Annotated in this window: 14 protein-coding genes and 3 pseudogenes; 4 read left to right on the top strand and 13 right to left on the bottom strand. The window is 37.1% G+C overall.

The genetic code is table 11. The features are described 5' to 3' along the window. Positions 1-642: 642 nt before the first annotated feature. Genes sigB through M3183_RS23250 form a run of 3 tightly spaced genes read right to left on the bottom strand, consistent with a single transcriptional unit; the run spans position 643 to position 2,201 of the window. Positions 643-1,425, bottom strand: coding sequence for an RNA polymerase sigma factor SigB (sigB, locus tag M3183_RS23260; protein ID WP_251473483.1), 783 nt, complete (start codon positions 1,423-1,425; stop codon positions 643-645). Next, positions 1,391-1,873 carry an anti-sigma B factor RsbW gene (gene rsbW, locus M3183_RS23255; RefSeq protein ID WP_251473481.1) on the bottom strand — a complete coding sequence of 161 codons (483 nt, stop codon included), beginning with the start codon at positions 1,871-1,873 and terminating at the stop codon, positions 1,391-1,393. The genes sigB and rsbW overlap by 35 nt, the downstream gene beginning before the upstream one ends. Before the next feature lie 13 nt (positions 1,874-1,886). Continuing rightward, on the bottom strand, positions 1,887-2,201 hold the full coding sequence (locus M3183_RS23250) for an anti-sigma factor antagonist (RefSeq protein ID WP_251473478.1): 315 nt from the start codon (positions 2,199-2,201) through the stop codon (positions 1,887-1,889). Between the two features lie 144 nt (positions 2,202-2,345). Here M3183_RS23250 and M3183_RS23245 point away from each other — a divergent pair, with 144 nt between their 5' ends. Continuing rightward, positions 2,346-2,525 (top strand): hypothetical protein, encoded by a 180-nt coding sequence (locus M3183_RS23245; protein WP_251473475.1) that lies wholly within the window; start codon positions 2,346-2,348, stop codon positions 2,523-2,525. A gap of 250 nt (positions 2,526-2,775) precedes the next feature. Here M3183_RS23245 and M3183_RS23240 read toward each other — a convergent pair whose 3' ends face one another. Then, positions 2,776-2,898: a TetR-like C-terminal domain-containing protein gene (locus tag M3183_RS23240; protein WP_251473471.1), complete on the bottom strand. Its 123-nt coding sequence runs from the start codon at positions 2,896-2,898 to the stop codon at positions 2,776-2,778. Positions 2,899-2,928: 30 nt separating this feature from the next. Continuing rightward, positions 2,929-3,333, bottom strand: coding sequence for a TetR/AcrR family transcriptional regulator (locus M3183_RS23235; protein ID WP_251473466.1), 405 nt, complete (start codon positions 3,331-3,333; stop codon positions 2,929-2,931). A 177-nt stretch (positions 3,334-3,510) separates the two neighbouring features. Between M3183_RS23235 and M3183_RS23230 the strand changes: the two genes are divergently transcribed. Beyond that, positions 3,511-4,251 (top strand): glucose 1-dehydrogenase, encoded by a 741-nt coding sequence (locus tag M3183_RS23230; protein ID WP_251473463.1) that lies wholly within the window; start codon positions 3,511-3,513, stop codon positions 4,249-4,251. 21 nt (positions 4,252-4,272) lie between these two features. After that, a complete protein-coding gene (locus M3183_RS23225; RefSeq protein WP_285880907.1) occupies positions 4,273-5,061 on the top strand; it encodes an SDR family NAD(P)-dependent oxidoreductase in 789 nt (262 codons plus the stop codon). Positions 5,062-5,585: 524 nt separating this feature from the next. Here M3183_RS23225 and M3183_RS23220 read toward each other — a convergent pair. After that, positions 5,586-7,072 (bottom strand): annotated as a pseudogene (locus tag M3183_RS23220) (aldehyde dehydrogenase family protein). Between the two features lie 203 nt (positions 7,073-7,275). Beyond that, positions 7,276-7,827 carry an NADPH-dependent FMN reductase gene (locus M3183_RS23215; RefSeq protein WP_251473461.1) on the bottom strand — a complete coding sequence of 184 codons (552 nt, stop codon included), beginning with the start codon at positions 7,825-7,827 and terminating at the stop codon, positions 7,276-7,278. Between the two features lie 768 nt (positions 7,828-8,595). Between M3183_RS23215 and M3183_RS23210 the strand changes: the two genes are divergently transcribed. Next, positions 8,596-9,294, top strand: coding sequence for a VIT1/CCC1 transporter family protein (locus M3183_RS23210; protein ID WP_251473459.1), 699 nt, complete (start codon positions 8,596-8,598; stop codon positions 9,292-9,294). Positions 9,295-9,396: 102 nt separating this feature from the next. Here M3183_RS23210 and M3183_RS23205 read toward each other — a convergent pair. From M3183_RS23205 to M3183_RS23180, 6 genes and pseudogenes are all read right to left on the bottom strand, one after another. After that, positions 9,397-9,531: pseudogene (locus M3183_RS23205) on the bottom strand (6-phospho-3-hexuloisomerase); the annotation flags it as partial. Positions 9,532-9,539: 8 nt separating this feature from the next. Continuing rightward, positions 9,540-10,097: a DoxX family membrane protein gene (locus tag M3183_RS23200; RefSeq protein ID WP_251473456.1), complete on the bottom strand. Its 558-nt coding sequence runs from the start codon at positions 10,095-10,097 to the stop codon at positions 9,540-9,542. Positions 10,098-10,779: 682 nt separating this feature from the next. Continuing rightward, on the bottom strand, positions 10,780-11,328 hold the full coding sequence (locus M3183_RS23195; RefSeq protein WP_251473454.1) for a hypothetical protein: 549 nt from the start codon (positions 11,326-11,328) through the stop codon (positions 10,780-10,782). Positions 11,329-11,799: 471 nt separating this feature from the next. Beyond that, the gene (locus M3183_RS23190; RefSeq protein WP_251473487.1) at positions 11,800-12,108 is read right to left on the bottom strand and encodes a DUF5661 family protein; all 309 of its coding nucleotides are present in this window, start codon (positions 12,106-12,108) and stop codon (positions 11,800-11,802) included. Positions 12,109-12,147: 39 nt separating this feature from the next. Then, a pseudogene (locus tag M3183_RS23185) lies at positions 12,148-12,684 on the bottom strand (cupin domain-containing protein); the annotation flags it as partial. A gap of 354 nt (positions 12,685-13,038) precedes the next feature. After that, positions 13,039-14,634 (bottom strand): FMN-binding glutamate synthase family protein, encoded by a 1,596-nt coding sequence (locus M3183_RS23180; protein WP_251473452.1) that lies wholly within the window; start codon positions 14,632-14,634, stop codon positions 13,039-13,041. Positions 14,635-14,813: the final 179 nt, after the last annotated feature.

Below are 14,813 nucleotides of genomic sequence, written 5' to 3'. Positions count from 1 at the left end.
TATTGGAGTCCTCCTTGGTTAACTAAGTTAGGGGTCATCTCGCCACGATTTGACACCCCGTATCATACCAAGAGGGCTCCTTTTTGTTCAAGTCCCCGAAAATCCTTCTAACAGGAATGCTCCTTTTAATTTTGGTTGGTACCTTTCACGGTTTACATCCTCATTACAAAAAAGAAAAAGTAAATGCAGCTTCTATAACGCTATGTTTCTCCCATACTTGGAAGAATAGCTGAGGTACTTTCAGCAGCTTTTAAAAACTCCATCGATGATACCTCCCTCTAATTTGACGTTGTTAGGTCCACTTGAAGCGACCATGATTATGATGTACCACCTTTTAACCAGCATAAAACCTTTTTTTCGTTTTAATCTTATTGAAATATTTGTAGTTATATGGAAACTCCTGCCCTGATTTATACAATTGTTCATTTGAGGAAGTCTCCTTTGAATCATGTTTTTCCTTTTCTTCATATTTATCCTCTTTCAAATCACCTATGTAGGTTTTTATACCCGTTTTTTTCTATAAAAAGTACTTTTTTAAGTTTAACTACAGTTCCTTGGTGATGTCCCATAGGCCCCTGCCATTTGGGAGCCAAAAAAAATACCAGACTGCTATTTAATAAAATAGCGGTCCGGCATGATTTTCTACCTTGAAAAACCATTGCTCCCAAGTTCCTTTCGCAATTTCTCTATCAACTTTTTTTGCAAACGAGAAACATGCATTTGCGAGATTCCTAAAAGTTCACCTGTTTCCCTTTGACTTTTATTCTCGACAAAGATGTATTGAATAATTTGCTTTTCTCTTTCGGATAAAATATGAAGAACGCTCTCGAAGAGCAGCTTTCGGTCCACTTGTTCATAGCCTTTATCCGTAGTCCCAATGATATCCAAGGGGGTAACAGTACTCCCATCCGAACCCGTTTCAGTCGGTTGATCTACAGAGGCAGCTTGATAGCTTTTCCCCATTTCCATTGCCTCTAATACTTCTTCTTCTGAAATTTCCAGATAATCGGCAATCTCTTGGATTTTCGGGGATCGTTGATGTTGATTGGTCAGCTCGTCCGCCGCTGTTTTTACCTTTGGCCAAAGTTCTTTAATCCGTCTTGGAACATGGACGCTCCATGTTTTGTCCCTAAGGTACCGCTTCATTTCACCAATAACAGTGGGAAAGAGAAAAGTTTCAAATGCCCTGCCAAAGCTATCGTCAAATCTTCTGAGCGCTACCAATAGTCCAATCATTCCTACCTGCATAAGGTCCTCGTGGGAATATTTTCCCTTTGAATATTTTCGAGCAAGGCTTGCAATCAAGGGGGTATATTGATGAACTAATTTCTCTTGAGCAGACGGGCTTTCATTTTGCTGAAACTCCTTGATCAAAGCATTGACTTCTTCCTTAGTCCGCCTTATGGTTTGAGGTGGTTGTGTCATGAGTTTCACTCTCCCCACTTAAATACTTAACCATGAAGACCGTCACGCCGTTGTGATTAGTTACATGAACCTTATCCATAAGCGTTTCGATTAAATAAAGACCCAACCCTCCCTCTGTAAGCTGATCGACTGTGCTTGATTGTGTGTATGGACCTAGCTCCTCTTTCGTCTTAGTGAAATTAAAGCTTTTTCCATAGTCAGCGACCATGATTTCTAATTTATCCTGATAGATTCCAAAGCCAATGACAATTTCTCCGCCTTCGTCATCATTATAGGCATGCTGGACCGCATTGGTACATGCCTCACTTATGGCAATTTTCATATCCTCAATTTCCTCATATGTATAACCCATACGGCTCGTAATTCCCGATAACGTCAATCGAATCACACCCACATATTCAGGTTTTGCAGGAATTTTCATTTCAATATAATCCATCACTTGTTTCATTGCCCCCACCCTTTTATTCTGTAGAAATATGAATAATGTTGCTAATACCCGTAATTTCGAAGAGCCGTTTCAGCCGGTCCGATAAATCAATGAGCTTTAGCTCCCCATCGTTTTGCTTTAACTGTTTAAATAAACCAATAAATAAACCCAGTCCGGTACTATCCATATAGGACACATCCTTTAAACTGACAGTAAGCTTTTTATTCTCCCCTCCTACTAACGGAACCAGCTCTTCTTTTAGCCGCGGTGCCGTATATACATCAATTTCTCCAGCAACATGTACCAAAATTTCCTCATTATTCTGTTGTGAATCTATTTTTATATTCATTTCACGATCACCTCTGAAATATTTATTTGTTACATACCCGCTTCCAAAAAAGTTTAAACCTTTCTTTTTAAAAAAATCAAAAAAGTTTCAAAAGGAATAGAAAGGGTACATAAAAGACATAAACAAAAAAGGGAGAGATGCATAATGGATGAAAGAGTAAAAACAACACCAATCCAAAAGAAGGGAAAAAACACAAAAAACAACAATAGCTCAATGGCCCAGAATTTAAGCGAAATGAAAAAGCTAGGTAAGGAAATGGAGGAAGCGAAAACGGGCAGTGAGCTGCGTGAAGAAAATCTAACACAAGACCCGCAGCAATCATAATTTACCGCAGCCAAATACCCCTTATTACTTTAACGGCCCTTTACAGGCTGTTAATTTTTTTGGGGGCACCACCATTTATAATATCCTATTCTACCATAATCTTTATCATCTAACCTTCTATTAAAGAGAATGTCCCATAAGTATCTGACACCACTCGCTATGTCAAAATATAGATAACTTCACTAAAAGTAAAGGGGGGCGTTTAAGAAGAAAAATCTTTATGTATGTACTTTTTAATCTCATAGTCAAGTCATTTGAACTTTCCCAACGGAAACAAAGTCATTCGTGTAAGCCATAAACTCATTTCCATGACTGTTTCCTTCATGCCGCTTTCTAACCAGTAAAGAATAACCCCGACAGCTCCGTTTGCCATATAGATTGCTTCCCAGACACTATCCCTGAATCAAAGTACCTCGGTTTTAATTAGTTCAGTAACATGTACACGAAATCCACCTTCACTTAACATTTTTCGATAGAGAGAAGAGTACTTTTGAATATGTTCAAACATGTCAACATGTGAACTAATTGGCTTATTTGTGTTTTTGAAATCATTTATTGCTGTTTCATAGATATATGTCGGGTGTTTCAACGTTTCTGACAGCTCTTCCAATATATTATCTTGCATTTGGGTTACTATATCCTGCTTATCACGAAAATGAAGGTAAAACGTTGAACGGTTGACTCCTGCCTTCCGAACAATTTCCCGAATGGTAACAGCTTCATAACCCTCTACAACAATTAAGTTCACTAATGCATCTATAAGTAATCGTCGAGTGCGAATGACGCGTGGATCAAGTACACTGTTCAATTGGTATTCCTCCTAATCATTATTACTTTTTCGTCATTTTTATTATATTTGTCCACTATACAACACTTTACGTCATCTTGATGATCGAAGAAAGAGTTTTCTGAAAATATAATAAACTATAGACACAGCGGTGTCTACTAATTGCGACAGACTTAGTTAATAAAAGGAGGCATGTGTATGGGAAGACTAAATGGTAAAGTGGCAATCATCACAGGTGGAGCACGAGGAATGGGAGCATCTCACGTCCGTAGATTTGTTAGTGAAGGGGCAAAAGTAATTTTTACTGATATTTTAGTAGAAGAGGGTCAAGTGTTAGCTAACGAACTGGGTGAAAATGCAAAATTCATGAAGCATGATGTAACCAACGTTAACGATTGGGATCAAGTTGTTGCTCAAGCTGAAGGTAGATTTGGCCCTGTCAATATTTTAGTCAACAATGCAGGGATTGCACCTAATAATGCTATTGAAGATACCACTGAACAAGAATATCGGAAAGTAATCGATGTTAACCAAGTATCTGTATTTCTTGGCATGAAGGCAGTTTACCCCTCCATGCGAAAAGCTAAAAATGGTTCTATTGTAAATATATCCTCTCTTGCTGGACTGATTGCAGGAAGAAATCAGATAGCATATGTTGCTTCAAAGTTTGCTGTAAGAGGTATGACAAAAGCTGCTGCTCTTGAATTTGGTGAATTTGGTATTAGAGTAAATTCCATACATCCTGGAATAATTGAGACACCAATGACCATGAATGATGAAACTAAAGCTATGCTCGCTGAAATTAGTAAAGTAATTCCATTAGGGAGAACTGCAAAGCCAGAAGAAGTAACTAACCTTGTCTTGTACCTTGCTTCAGACGAATCTAGCTATTCCACCGGATCAGAGTTTGTAATCGATGGCGGTCTATTTGCTCAATAATAGTTTTATAGTGATTTATACTTGGGAGGTATTTTTATTGGACGTTTAGAGGGTAAGGTAGCAATAATAACTGGTGCAGCTAGTGGTATGGGACTAGCCGGTGCTCAATTATTTGCTAAAGAAGGTGCAAAAGTAGTTGCAACAGATGTTGTGGTTGAAAAATTAGAAAGAAATGTTAATGAAATAATTGAAAATGGCGGGGATGTAACAGCACTTCAATTAGATGTATCAAAACCAGAATCATGGTCCGATGTAATTGATAAAACAATTAGAAAATACGGTAAAATTGATGTGCTGGTTAATAATGCTGGAATCCACATAGCTAAAGGAATTTTAGAAGCTGAGTTAGATGATTGGAATAAAGTAATGGCGATTAACACCACTGGCGTATGGTTAGGAATGAAGGCGGTTATTCCCCATATGCAGAAGAATGGTGGAGGTTCTATTATAAACACTTCTTCAATTGCAGCTATAGTTGGCGGGATTGGTGATGGGCACGGCGCAGCATACAGTGCATCAAAAGGTGCGGTTCGTTCGTTAACAAAACATGCAGCTCAATGGTTTGGAGAAAATAATATCCGTGTAAATTCTGTTCATCCTGGGGCAATTTTTACTGGGATGGCTGAAGCTGTAGGAATTAAGACTCAAGAAAATATGGGTTCTCATTACAATGGTAAAGCAGCTTTAAGACCATATGCTGGAGAATCAATGGACATTGCAAATGCTTATTTATATTTAGCATCTGATGAGTCGAAGTATGTAACGGGTTTAGAGTTAATAGTAGACGGTGGATGGACTACACGTTCTTAAGTTTTAGATTTTAAGGTTTTAAGGTTTTTAAATATTCTATTTTGAACTGATATGAATAATGAAATTCATATCAGTTTTTTATTGATATACTCTTTTATGTTTTCGTTCAGAATCTATTCAAAAGTTGTTAATAAGGCATCAAACCCCAAAGCCGTTAGTGACATTACAAACCTGCGATCAATTCTAATTAACTGACGTGCCGATAATTAAAATGGAAAAATTCGCAATCCGCCTCTTATAGAAAAAGAAGGTAATCTTCTTCTTGAACTCCCCCTTCTCACAAGATTATTTTTGAGGAAAAGGACTGTACAATATTCCAGGAAAGCCAGTGCGAATAAATATTTAATATTATAATTTAAACTGTTTTGAACCATAAAAAACCTTCATATCAGTAGTATATTTAAGAGGTAAACTATTTATTGCGTTTTTTTTAAAATTCATATTTACAGGTTATTAAACGAAAACAAAGCATAGGTGCTAAAATTTGCCTATGCCCCCATTTTCGTTCTTTAGTTAAAGGTTCATTATTCTGGAATATATGGCAAGTCGCCGCTCTTAGGAACAGTCATGACATGTTCTTCTGTATAAGCCACGAATGACCCCGGGCCGAACTCCCGGCCAATACCGGATTGCTTCACGCCGCCGAATGGAAAGCGGATATCAAATCCCTGTAAAGCAGCGGTGTTTATCATGGTAACACCTGCTTGAATTTGGCGTGCAACTCGAATAGCGTGATCTTCTTCACCCCACACAGAAGAGGTAAGGCCATAATCAATTTTATTCGCTTCTGCAATCGCTTGTTCCTCGGAATCGTAAGGCAAGATCGGAACAGCTGGACCAAATTGCTCCTCAACTACAATTCGGCTGTTATAATCAGCACCCAGGACAAGTGTCGGCTGTAAAAAGTACCCTTTGTTAAAGATTTCTTCATCAATAATTGTTCCTAGTTTAACGATTTCACATCCCTGGCCTTTCGCATCATCTACAAGACTTTGAACAAATTGGACTTGTTTTGAATTATTGACGGGTCCAACCGTCACTTCAGGGTTAAGCGGATTACCCAAACGGATCCACTTATTTGCTGTTTCTATATATTTTTTTACAAATTCTTCATAGATGGAGCGGTGAACATAGACGCGTTTAGCAATCATACAAATCTGGCCGCCGGTAAGAAAGTTCCCAATCACCATACGACGTATCGCTTTTTCATCATTGAGATCGAAGTCTTCCAGAACAATCCCTGGATCATTACCACCTAATTCCAGGGTGATTTTTTTTATGGTGTCTGCCGCAGCTTTCATAATGGTTGACCCTGTTTTAGTACCTCCGGTAAAGGCGACCTTTAGAATTTTAGGATTGGAGGTGAGTTCCGCACCAACTTCACCTCCGCCATGTACGATGTTAAGTACACCATTAGGAAATTCAGAAGCAATGATTTCAATAATTTTATGAATGGCAAATGGTGCAAACGGAGAAGGTTTGACTACCATCGTGTTCCCGCAAAGCAAGGCCGGAACGACTTTTACTAGTGACAATATAATTGGATAATTCCAAGGAGTTATGGCACCGACAACCCCAACCGGGTCATCCGCAACGATAACCCTTCCGTTTTCATCCTCAAAGATGTAGTCTTTAATTTGTTCTTTGACAATCCCGCTTTGATAATCCATCCACATCGTCGAAATGGTGAGTTCGCCTTTTGCATCGTACAAAGGCTTTCGTGCTCACGAGATAAAAGAACACTGAGCTCATCCATTTTTGCTTTGATTTTTTCGGAAGCTGACTTCATCTTACTGATTCTTTCATCAACAGAAGTCTTGGACCATGTTTTAAATGCCTCCGCAGCAGCATCAATCGCTGCTTTTGCTTCCTCAAGTGTATTATCCGGATAATATCCTACAATTTCATCCGGATTTGCTGGATTTTCTCGTGGAATATGCTTTTTCGATCCAACATTTTGGCCATTAATATAGGCGTTAACCGTAATAGGTGAGGAATTGTTTGCAGGCATTGGATTTTTCCCTCATTTCATTGTTTTTAAGCTCCTAAAAGACAGCCTACGTTTTATTCAATGAATAATAATCCTACTCTAACTTTTTCTTTTTTGGTAAAGACTATTCATTAAAAGAACGAAAAGATTTTTTGCGGAAACATAAAATTTAGATAAAATAAGAAACGCATAGGAAGGAATTGATGCCTCTCTTTTTCATTTAGTTATGCTTGATGTCTCTTAATCATATTGACAAAAGCATCAACGAAGGATTGTAAAAATTTAACTGTACCTTCATCTTTAATCTTGCCGTTTTCCAATAAATCAGCCACATTGCCAATATAGGCTTCAGGTTGTTGAAGTATTGGCATATTTAAGAATACTAAAGGTTGACGTAAATGGTGGTTAGCACCAAAACCACTTAATTTACCAGGAGATTGACTGATAATTGCGGCTGGTTTGCCATTCCATACACTTTCCCCATAAGGACGAGAGCCCACATCCAATGCATTCTTTAATACAGCTGGTACAGAACGGTTATATTCAGGAGTTACAAATAAAACAGCATCAATTTCTTTCATCTTATTACGAAAGGTAGTATATTCTGAAGGAGCATTGTTTTCATCGTCAAAATCCTGATTATATAAAGCTAAATTTCCTATTTCCACAAATTCCGCATCATATCCTTTTGGGAATAAAGATGCAACATTAGTTGCAATTTTTTTTGAAAATGATTCTTTCCGAAGACTACCAACTAAGACACCAATTTTTGTCATTACCCATTTCCCTTTCTTATTTTTTTGATATAGACATAAAAACCTTTATTGCCTTTTTATTATATCCTTGAGTATTTCTAAAAATTCTAATACCCCGTTTGTTGTTGAAGCTCATTGTAATGCCTTATTGAAGTAAATTTCTTTAGTATGTTTAAACTTACTAGCTAGCTTTTACCGTTTATTAAGGATAAGCAGAATGAAGGAATTATTCTTAACGTGACTTATGGAGATGGTATCTCAAGCTATTCTCTCACAAGGTATACTACCAAATTCTTATGTATAACATTTAAAAATGGTTGAACAATCAATGCTGGTAGGTTTTGCTCGCGAACTTAGAGTCACAAAAGTGCAAATTTATCTCGTAACACCATGACCAACACCTACGGACCTAAATAATCATTCTCCACCTGAAAAGTCTCCTGCTGAAGAAGCAAAAAACATAAGTATAAGCAATGCGATGCTACTTTAAGCATCGCATCCGTTTGTTAAAGTACATAATTCCCACAAACTGCATCGTAAAGAACATAACTATTCTTCTTCATCAAAATTAGGATTACCTTAATATCTCATTAAAGAATTCCAAATCAGACGTTAATTTATTTTAGATTTAACCAATAAAATGATCCCATTTTATTTAGTAGAATTTATTACAAGCGAAAAAGTAAATACTATAAAAGAAATTTTTTCCTCTTTAAGTTATGAAAACAATAATACCAACAAAAATAGGCGTATATTGGTGTTAGATGAATAAAAGTGGAGGTGAAAAAAATGGATCAACACCTGCATCACGTTGAGGAACATTTTTCTGGGTCTGACTTTATTCGGGATGTTGTGATTGGTATGTCTGATGGTTTAACCGTACCATTTGCATTAGCTGCTGGTTTATCCGGCGCTGTTGATACAACAACATTGATTCTTACGGCAGGAAGCGCTGAAATTGCAGCTGGGTCCATAGCAATGGGACTCGGCGGATACTTGGCAGGAAAAACAGATGCGGAACATTACGAATCTGAACTTGCTCGGGAACAGCGGGAAGTAATAGATTTTCCGGGGGGCGAGGAAGAGGAAGTATCCCAGATTTTCAGGGAATATGGACTTGAAGAAGCACAAATCAAATCGATTACAGAAACCATGAAAAAGAACCCTGAAAAATGGGTGGATTTTATGATGAAATTCGAATTGGGGTTAGAGAAACCGGAGCCAAAAAGGGCAAGAAACAGTGCCATTACCATTGCCATCTCTTATATCGTCGGCGGGTTAATCCCTCTGTTCCCTTATTTTATCTTAAAGCAGCCTGCAACAGCTTTAACGGTTTCTGTAATAGTCACACTGATCGCCTTGATAATATTTGGATATGTAAAAGGAAGGTTCACGGGAACTTCACCTTTTAAGAGCGCTGTTCAAACGATGATTACTGGAGGTCTTGCAGCAACAGCTGCATTTGGTCTGGCAAGAATTCTCACTTGAAATTATTTGGATAGAGAAAGCATTCTGGCAAGTTGAATTAAACAACTGCAATTAACAGAAATGGCCGCAAATGCGGCCTTTTCTGTTTACCTTACTTAGGTTCTATTCGAGATTAGCATGTTTTCCATATATTTTATTAGAATCTATGCCTTTTTTCTCCATAAAACGCAAGATGGCAGCATCATAAAATAACAACATCGTTTGTTCAAATAGAGATCCCATTGGTTGAACAGTCTTGTCATCACCTAACTAGTTTGATTACCTATGATTGATTGATCACCTTTTACTGTTTGATTGTTGCCTTTCATTGTTAGTTTGCTCTTAAATACTGTTTTTCTAATGAATGGAATTATCCACCCGTCAATTCCGATTCTTCCAGCGTTAAAGCCTGCAAATAGGATTATAACTCCTACTAATATATCTAATGGGTTAGAAGAAACCGATCCAGCAAACAAATATGAGAAGTTCATCAATAGACCAAAGAACATAGCAGCTGTTGTTAAGCATCCTAGTAATAATCCTAATCCAACAATAAATTCACCTAAAGGAATTATCGTATTGAAGATATGAGTATTGGGCAATGCAATATGCTGTAAGAAGTCAATATACCAGCCAAATATAACTGTACCGTCAGGACCTTTGACTGGGTTAGCGATTGCTCCTTTTAAGAATCCAGAAGCATCAAAACCTCCACTCGCTAATTTATGCCACCCCGCAGTGAGCCAAACATAACCAACATATAAACGAAGAACAGTTAAAATAACAGATGCAGCTTTGCTTTGTCTTAACCAATTTACTATCATTAAAAACACCTCTTCAATTAGTTTTATCCATAGCATAGCAAATGTATTTTGGCTTCAGGGAGGATTGTTCGCGATTTAACAGTCTCTTTAAACAAAGTCAATTAAATTCACGCAAAACTAATTAAAATTAAACAAATTAAACTATTTGTCACAAATGTAGTAGAAATTCAGCTATAAAAGTATTTCGGTTTTCATACTAGAAATTATCTTACTTTTTAATTGGTTTCACTCATAAGACAAAGCCAAAAGAAAAAAAAGACGAAATTTCCTCTCTCTTGTTCAATAAATCCTTTAATTTAATAAAGAGGTGATTGACTTTTATTCATCACCTCTGTCGCTTTTATTTTTGTAACGTCTATTTTATTTTCCTGATTTAATTACAATTTGTTTAAAACAACCGTTTTCCTCCATTTGAATGGCACTAAAATGGAAAATTGGTGATTACCCTTATTCATTGCTCCCCTTAATGGGAGAACAAAAGTATTCTCTTACCCTAACATTATTTATTCTTGTTTCACTAACACTCCCCCTTTACTTCTGTTATCCCAAAAAGAGTTATCAAAGAGATACGTATTAAAAAATCAAGAAACGTTCACTTTATTATTTCTTCCATATCCGATTTTCGTCATTCCACTTGAAAATAGACTATTTTTCAAACTCTTTTACTATTTATGCTTGTTAGTTATAAAAAAGAATGAATTAAAAATAGAATGGCAAAAGCAACACCAGACCGCAAATGCCACTTCCGGTCCATCCTCTGATATCGAAATAATCCTGATATTGGAACCGGAAGCAAAACTAGCAAGGAAAGCAATCCGCTTATATTATTAAAATCAAATTTAAAGCCGTGCATAAAGACAGCTGCCGTATGCAAGATAATAAAAGCGATAGCGAGAATCGCTGCGGGAGTATGCCATTTTCGGGCAAAACGCAGTAAAGTGGACAACCATTTTTTCAGCTTGGCTTGACCTTTTAAATAACGAAGCTTTATAACACGAAGAAGCACATAATAAGCAAGTACGAAAAATAAGGCAATTCTTGCATTGGACCCAAACCCTTTAAATGTATGTTCAAACTGCCTGCTCTGCAGAGTGGTCAATGAAAGCTGTAATAGTCCCTTAAGTTCCCAAAGAATGATCAAAGCAGCGATAATAATCGCCACGCTTACCCATATACGTTCCTTTTTAGGAATCCATCCTTGTTTTTGAACCCTGATTTCACGTGTATTCATTGATCTTTCCTCCTATAAATAAGCTAGTGCAGACACAGCATTCTGCATTTTAAATGAATAAACAATTTTTAGATTCTTAACTTGGTCATTTCCACGGAAACTTCATTCTCTACTTAAGTAAACAATAGATTAAATAAAATACTATATACCTTTTAAATAACTATGTAAGAACCTTCCATTACGTTTTCCAATAAACTAAACAAACATGATATAATAAATGTTTCCACTTTTATTCCATTTAAATTTAAAATAAACTTCCATTTTAGTTAAATACAATTTAGCACAATACATGAATACATTTTCTATATTCATGAATTCTTAATTATAAATTTATGAAAAAATAAGTTTAAACAAAGCAATTCACTCTGTTATAAGGCATCAGTAGTCTATTATGGCAAAAATAAACCATCCTGAAACACAGGATGGTTCTTAAACTTTAATTATATAAGTTTTGCAGGAGTGAACGATATTTCATTTGTTCCAATATGCTTTCGCATCTTCCTCAAGTATTTTCAGCCTTTTATAATAATCAGGAAATTCATTAAGATGAGCTAGTGCAATTTTTCCAGTAATAATGGGATCATCGTCAGTTACATTCGTTTGTTTGGATTGTTTTCCATGTTCAAGTTCAGTATTCACTCCCATCCAAAACTCATCTAAATCAAACTTACTTGTTTCAAAGTTAATGCCTAACAGCAAAGCTATTGCAGCTGCTTCCTCTTTAGAAAAGCTAGTTTTAACAATGTTTAAATTATTAGTTTGGAACCTTTTTGGGTACATTGTTGGATAAGAATAGTACCTATCACAGTCACCGCGATTTTCCGCAGTCACAGCATCTGCTTTAGTTACATGAACCGTGCCAAAGGGATGTTGTGGAGGTGCATATATAGAATAAAGTTTTAACGGGATATTTCCTGTATTGGTTACATTATGCCATGTTCCAGCAGGTATCATAATGGCAAAACTATCATTGACATTTTGTACAAAGTTTAAATTATTTTTTCTCTTGCCCATTTGAACTATCCCTTGACCTTGTTCAATGCGTAAAAATTGGTCAATGTTAGGATGAATTTCTAACCCAATATCTTCCCCGGCTTTAAGACTCATCAAGGTAACTTGCAAATGTTTTCCTGTCCATAAAGCTGTACGATAGTTATTGTTTTGTTTTGCAGCTTCATTAATGTTGAATACCGTTGGTTTCCTTCCATAATCTTTTAATCCGATTTTATTTCTTCCATTTGATGATTGGAGAATATCCCGGTGAGCAGTCCAGTAATTAGGCTGTATTGGTTCAGTAAAATAATAAGAATTTGGATATTGATATTGGCGGGGATACCAAAAAGGAGCATCGTACATTTTTCTCAACGCCTTCAAAGATTTTCTAAATTATCCTATGCATACGTTATGGAAATGTTCTAATACTCAGGGTTACCCAAAGTAGGTGTTAACAGCTGCCCAATCTAACTAAACAATTCAAATAAGTAAATCTTCTTGTTGATTCTGTCCATCAGCTTACGTAGAATTTTTTCACAATCTTATTTAATTCCAACCTAAAAAAGCGCACTGTGAATTGGAGACATGAAGGTACTGACCCCCAAAAGTAGAGTGAAAAATTCTAACTTCCGGGGGTCAAGTGCATTTTTTTTTATGAGTTTTACTTGTCTGCTCCTCCAAAATAGACCCGTTAGAGATTTCCGCTGTTTTCCGGTTTTAACTAATTTGCTGTTCTATACTTTTTAGAACTTTTTCTAAAGAAACGACAACACCCTTATCATCCTTATAACATATATGTTTAGGACGGAAATGGACTGGAGAATCCAAGCCTGCTGCTGCTGCAATGCGAAACAGCCCATGTCTCAATGTGACAAGATAGTTGACTACCCGGTATTTCTTTTCGTCAATCACCAGTGCTTTTTGCAATTCAGGGTCCGTCGTTGCCACGCCTACAGGACAGGCATTGGTGTGGCACTTTAATGTTTGAATACAGCCAACTGTAATCATAAAACCACGCGCAATATTCACTAAATCCGCCCCCATTGCAAGAGCAATGGCAATCCGGTCAGGAGTAAATAATTTACCTGACGCAATGATTTTGACCTGGTCGCGCACCCCATATTTTTTCAAGGTTAAATCTAATATCGGGAGGGCAGATTTAATCGGCAGACCGACACTGTCAATTAACTCCTGATAGGACGCACCGGTTCCACCTTCACCGCCATCAACCGTAATAAAATCAGGTCCCTTTCCGGTTTCCTTCATATATTTAGCCAATTCCTCTGCACTGTCATTGCCGCCAATAACAATCTTCATGCCAACCGGCTTTCCAGTATGCTCACGAATTTTTTCAATGAAATCACACATGGAAGCAATATCGCTAAATTGCTTAAACCGATTGGGACTGTCAACAGATTTATAAGGCTCCACTTTACGGATTTCCGCAATCTCCGGATTTACCTTTTCCGCATCGATATGGCCGCCCCGTGTTTTCGCGCCTTGTGCAAGCTTAATTTCAAATGCTTTAATTTGGGGAATTTCACTTTTTCGTTTTAATTCATCCCAATCCACACTGCCATCGACATCGCGAATGCCGAATAATCCTGGACCGATTTGCATGATAATATCCACGCCGCCTTCTAAATGATAAGGTGACAGGCCTCCCTCACCCGTATTCATCCAGGTCCCCTTTGCCAGGGCTAGGCCTTTAGATAATGCTGTAATGGCATTTTTCCCTAGTGCGCCGTAGCTCATCGCCGACATGCCAATCAAACTTTTTACTACAAAAGGATATTTTGTATTGGGGCCGATCACGACAGCATCGTCATCATGGAGTAAATTAGCAAGGTCTTCATCGTCCTGCCATTTTTCCTCTCTGTCCGTGAACAGCGGATCCTTTATTAAAAGATATTTCTTTGTATTCACTTTCGTTTCCCGGTCCATTTTGATTTCTTCTGTTAATTTTGGAAACATGTCATTTCTCACAAAAAAGCCTTCTTTATCAAAATCACGCTTCGATCCAAATCCTACGACAGCCCGCTTATATTTCGCACTCTTTACTATGTGCTCATAATCTTCCCGTGAAAAAGGTTTTCCTTCTGTATCACCGTTAAACCAATATTGCCGCATTTCAGGCCCTATTTTTTCAAAAAAATAACGGATCCGGCCCAATGCAGGATAATTTCTTAAAATCGAATGCTGTTTTTGTCTTCGGTCAAAAATCAACAAATAACAAATAAAGAAAATAACAGCCAGCACTAATAATGCGATACAAAAGAATTCAATTATTACTAATAGATTTGCAAATTCCATAACCCCAAGGCTCCTCATCTCAATCTGTAGTTAAATTTAACTTTTACGTTCCTTGGGAATTTTATACAATATCACCCTGTTGATTTGCGCTCTTATGCGGTGCCCTTTCCTAAATACAGCAAAAAAATAACGCCTGGATTCATATATCATCCAAGCGTTTTAATAGAACTTGTATTCTT

This window comes from Neobacillus mesonae (assembly GCF_023715155.1).
GTDB classification, from domain to species: Bacteria; Bacillota; Bacilli; order Bacillales; family Cytobacillaceae; genus Neobacillus; species Neobacillus mesonae_A.
The sequence above is the reverse complement of the archived record's forward strand: the minus strand, read 5'-3'. Positions and strand labels throughout refer to the sequence as shown.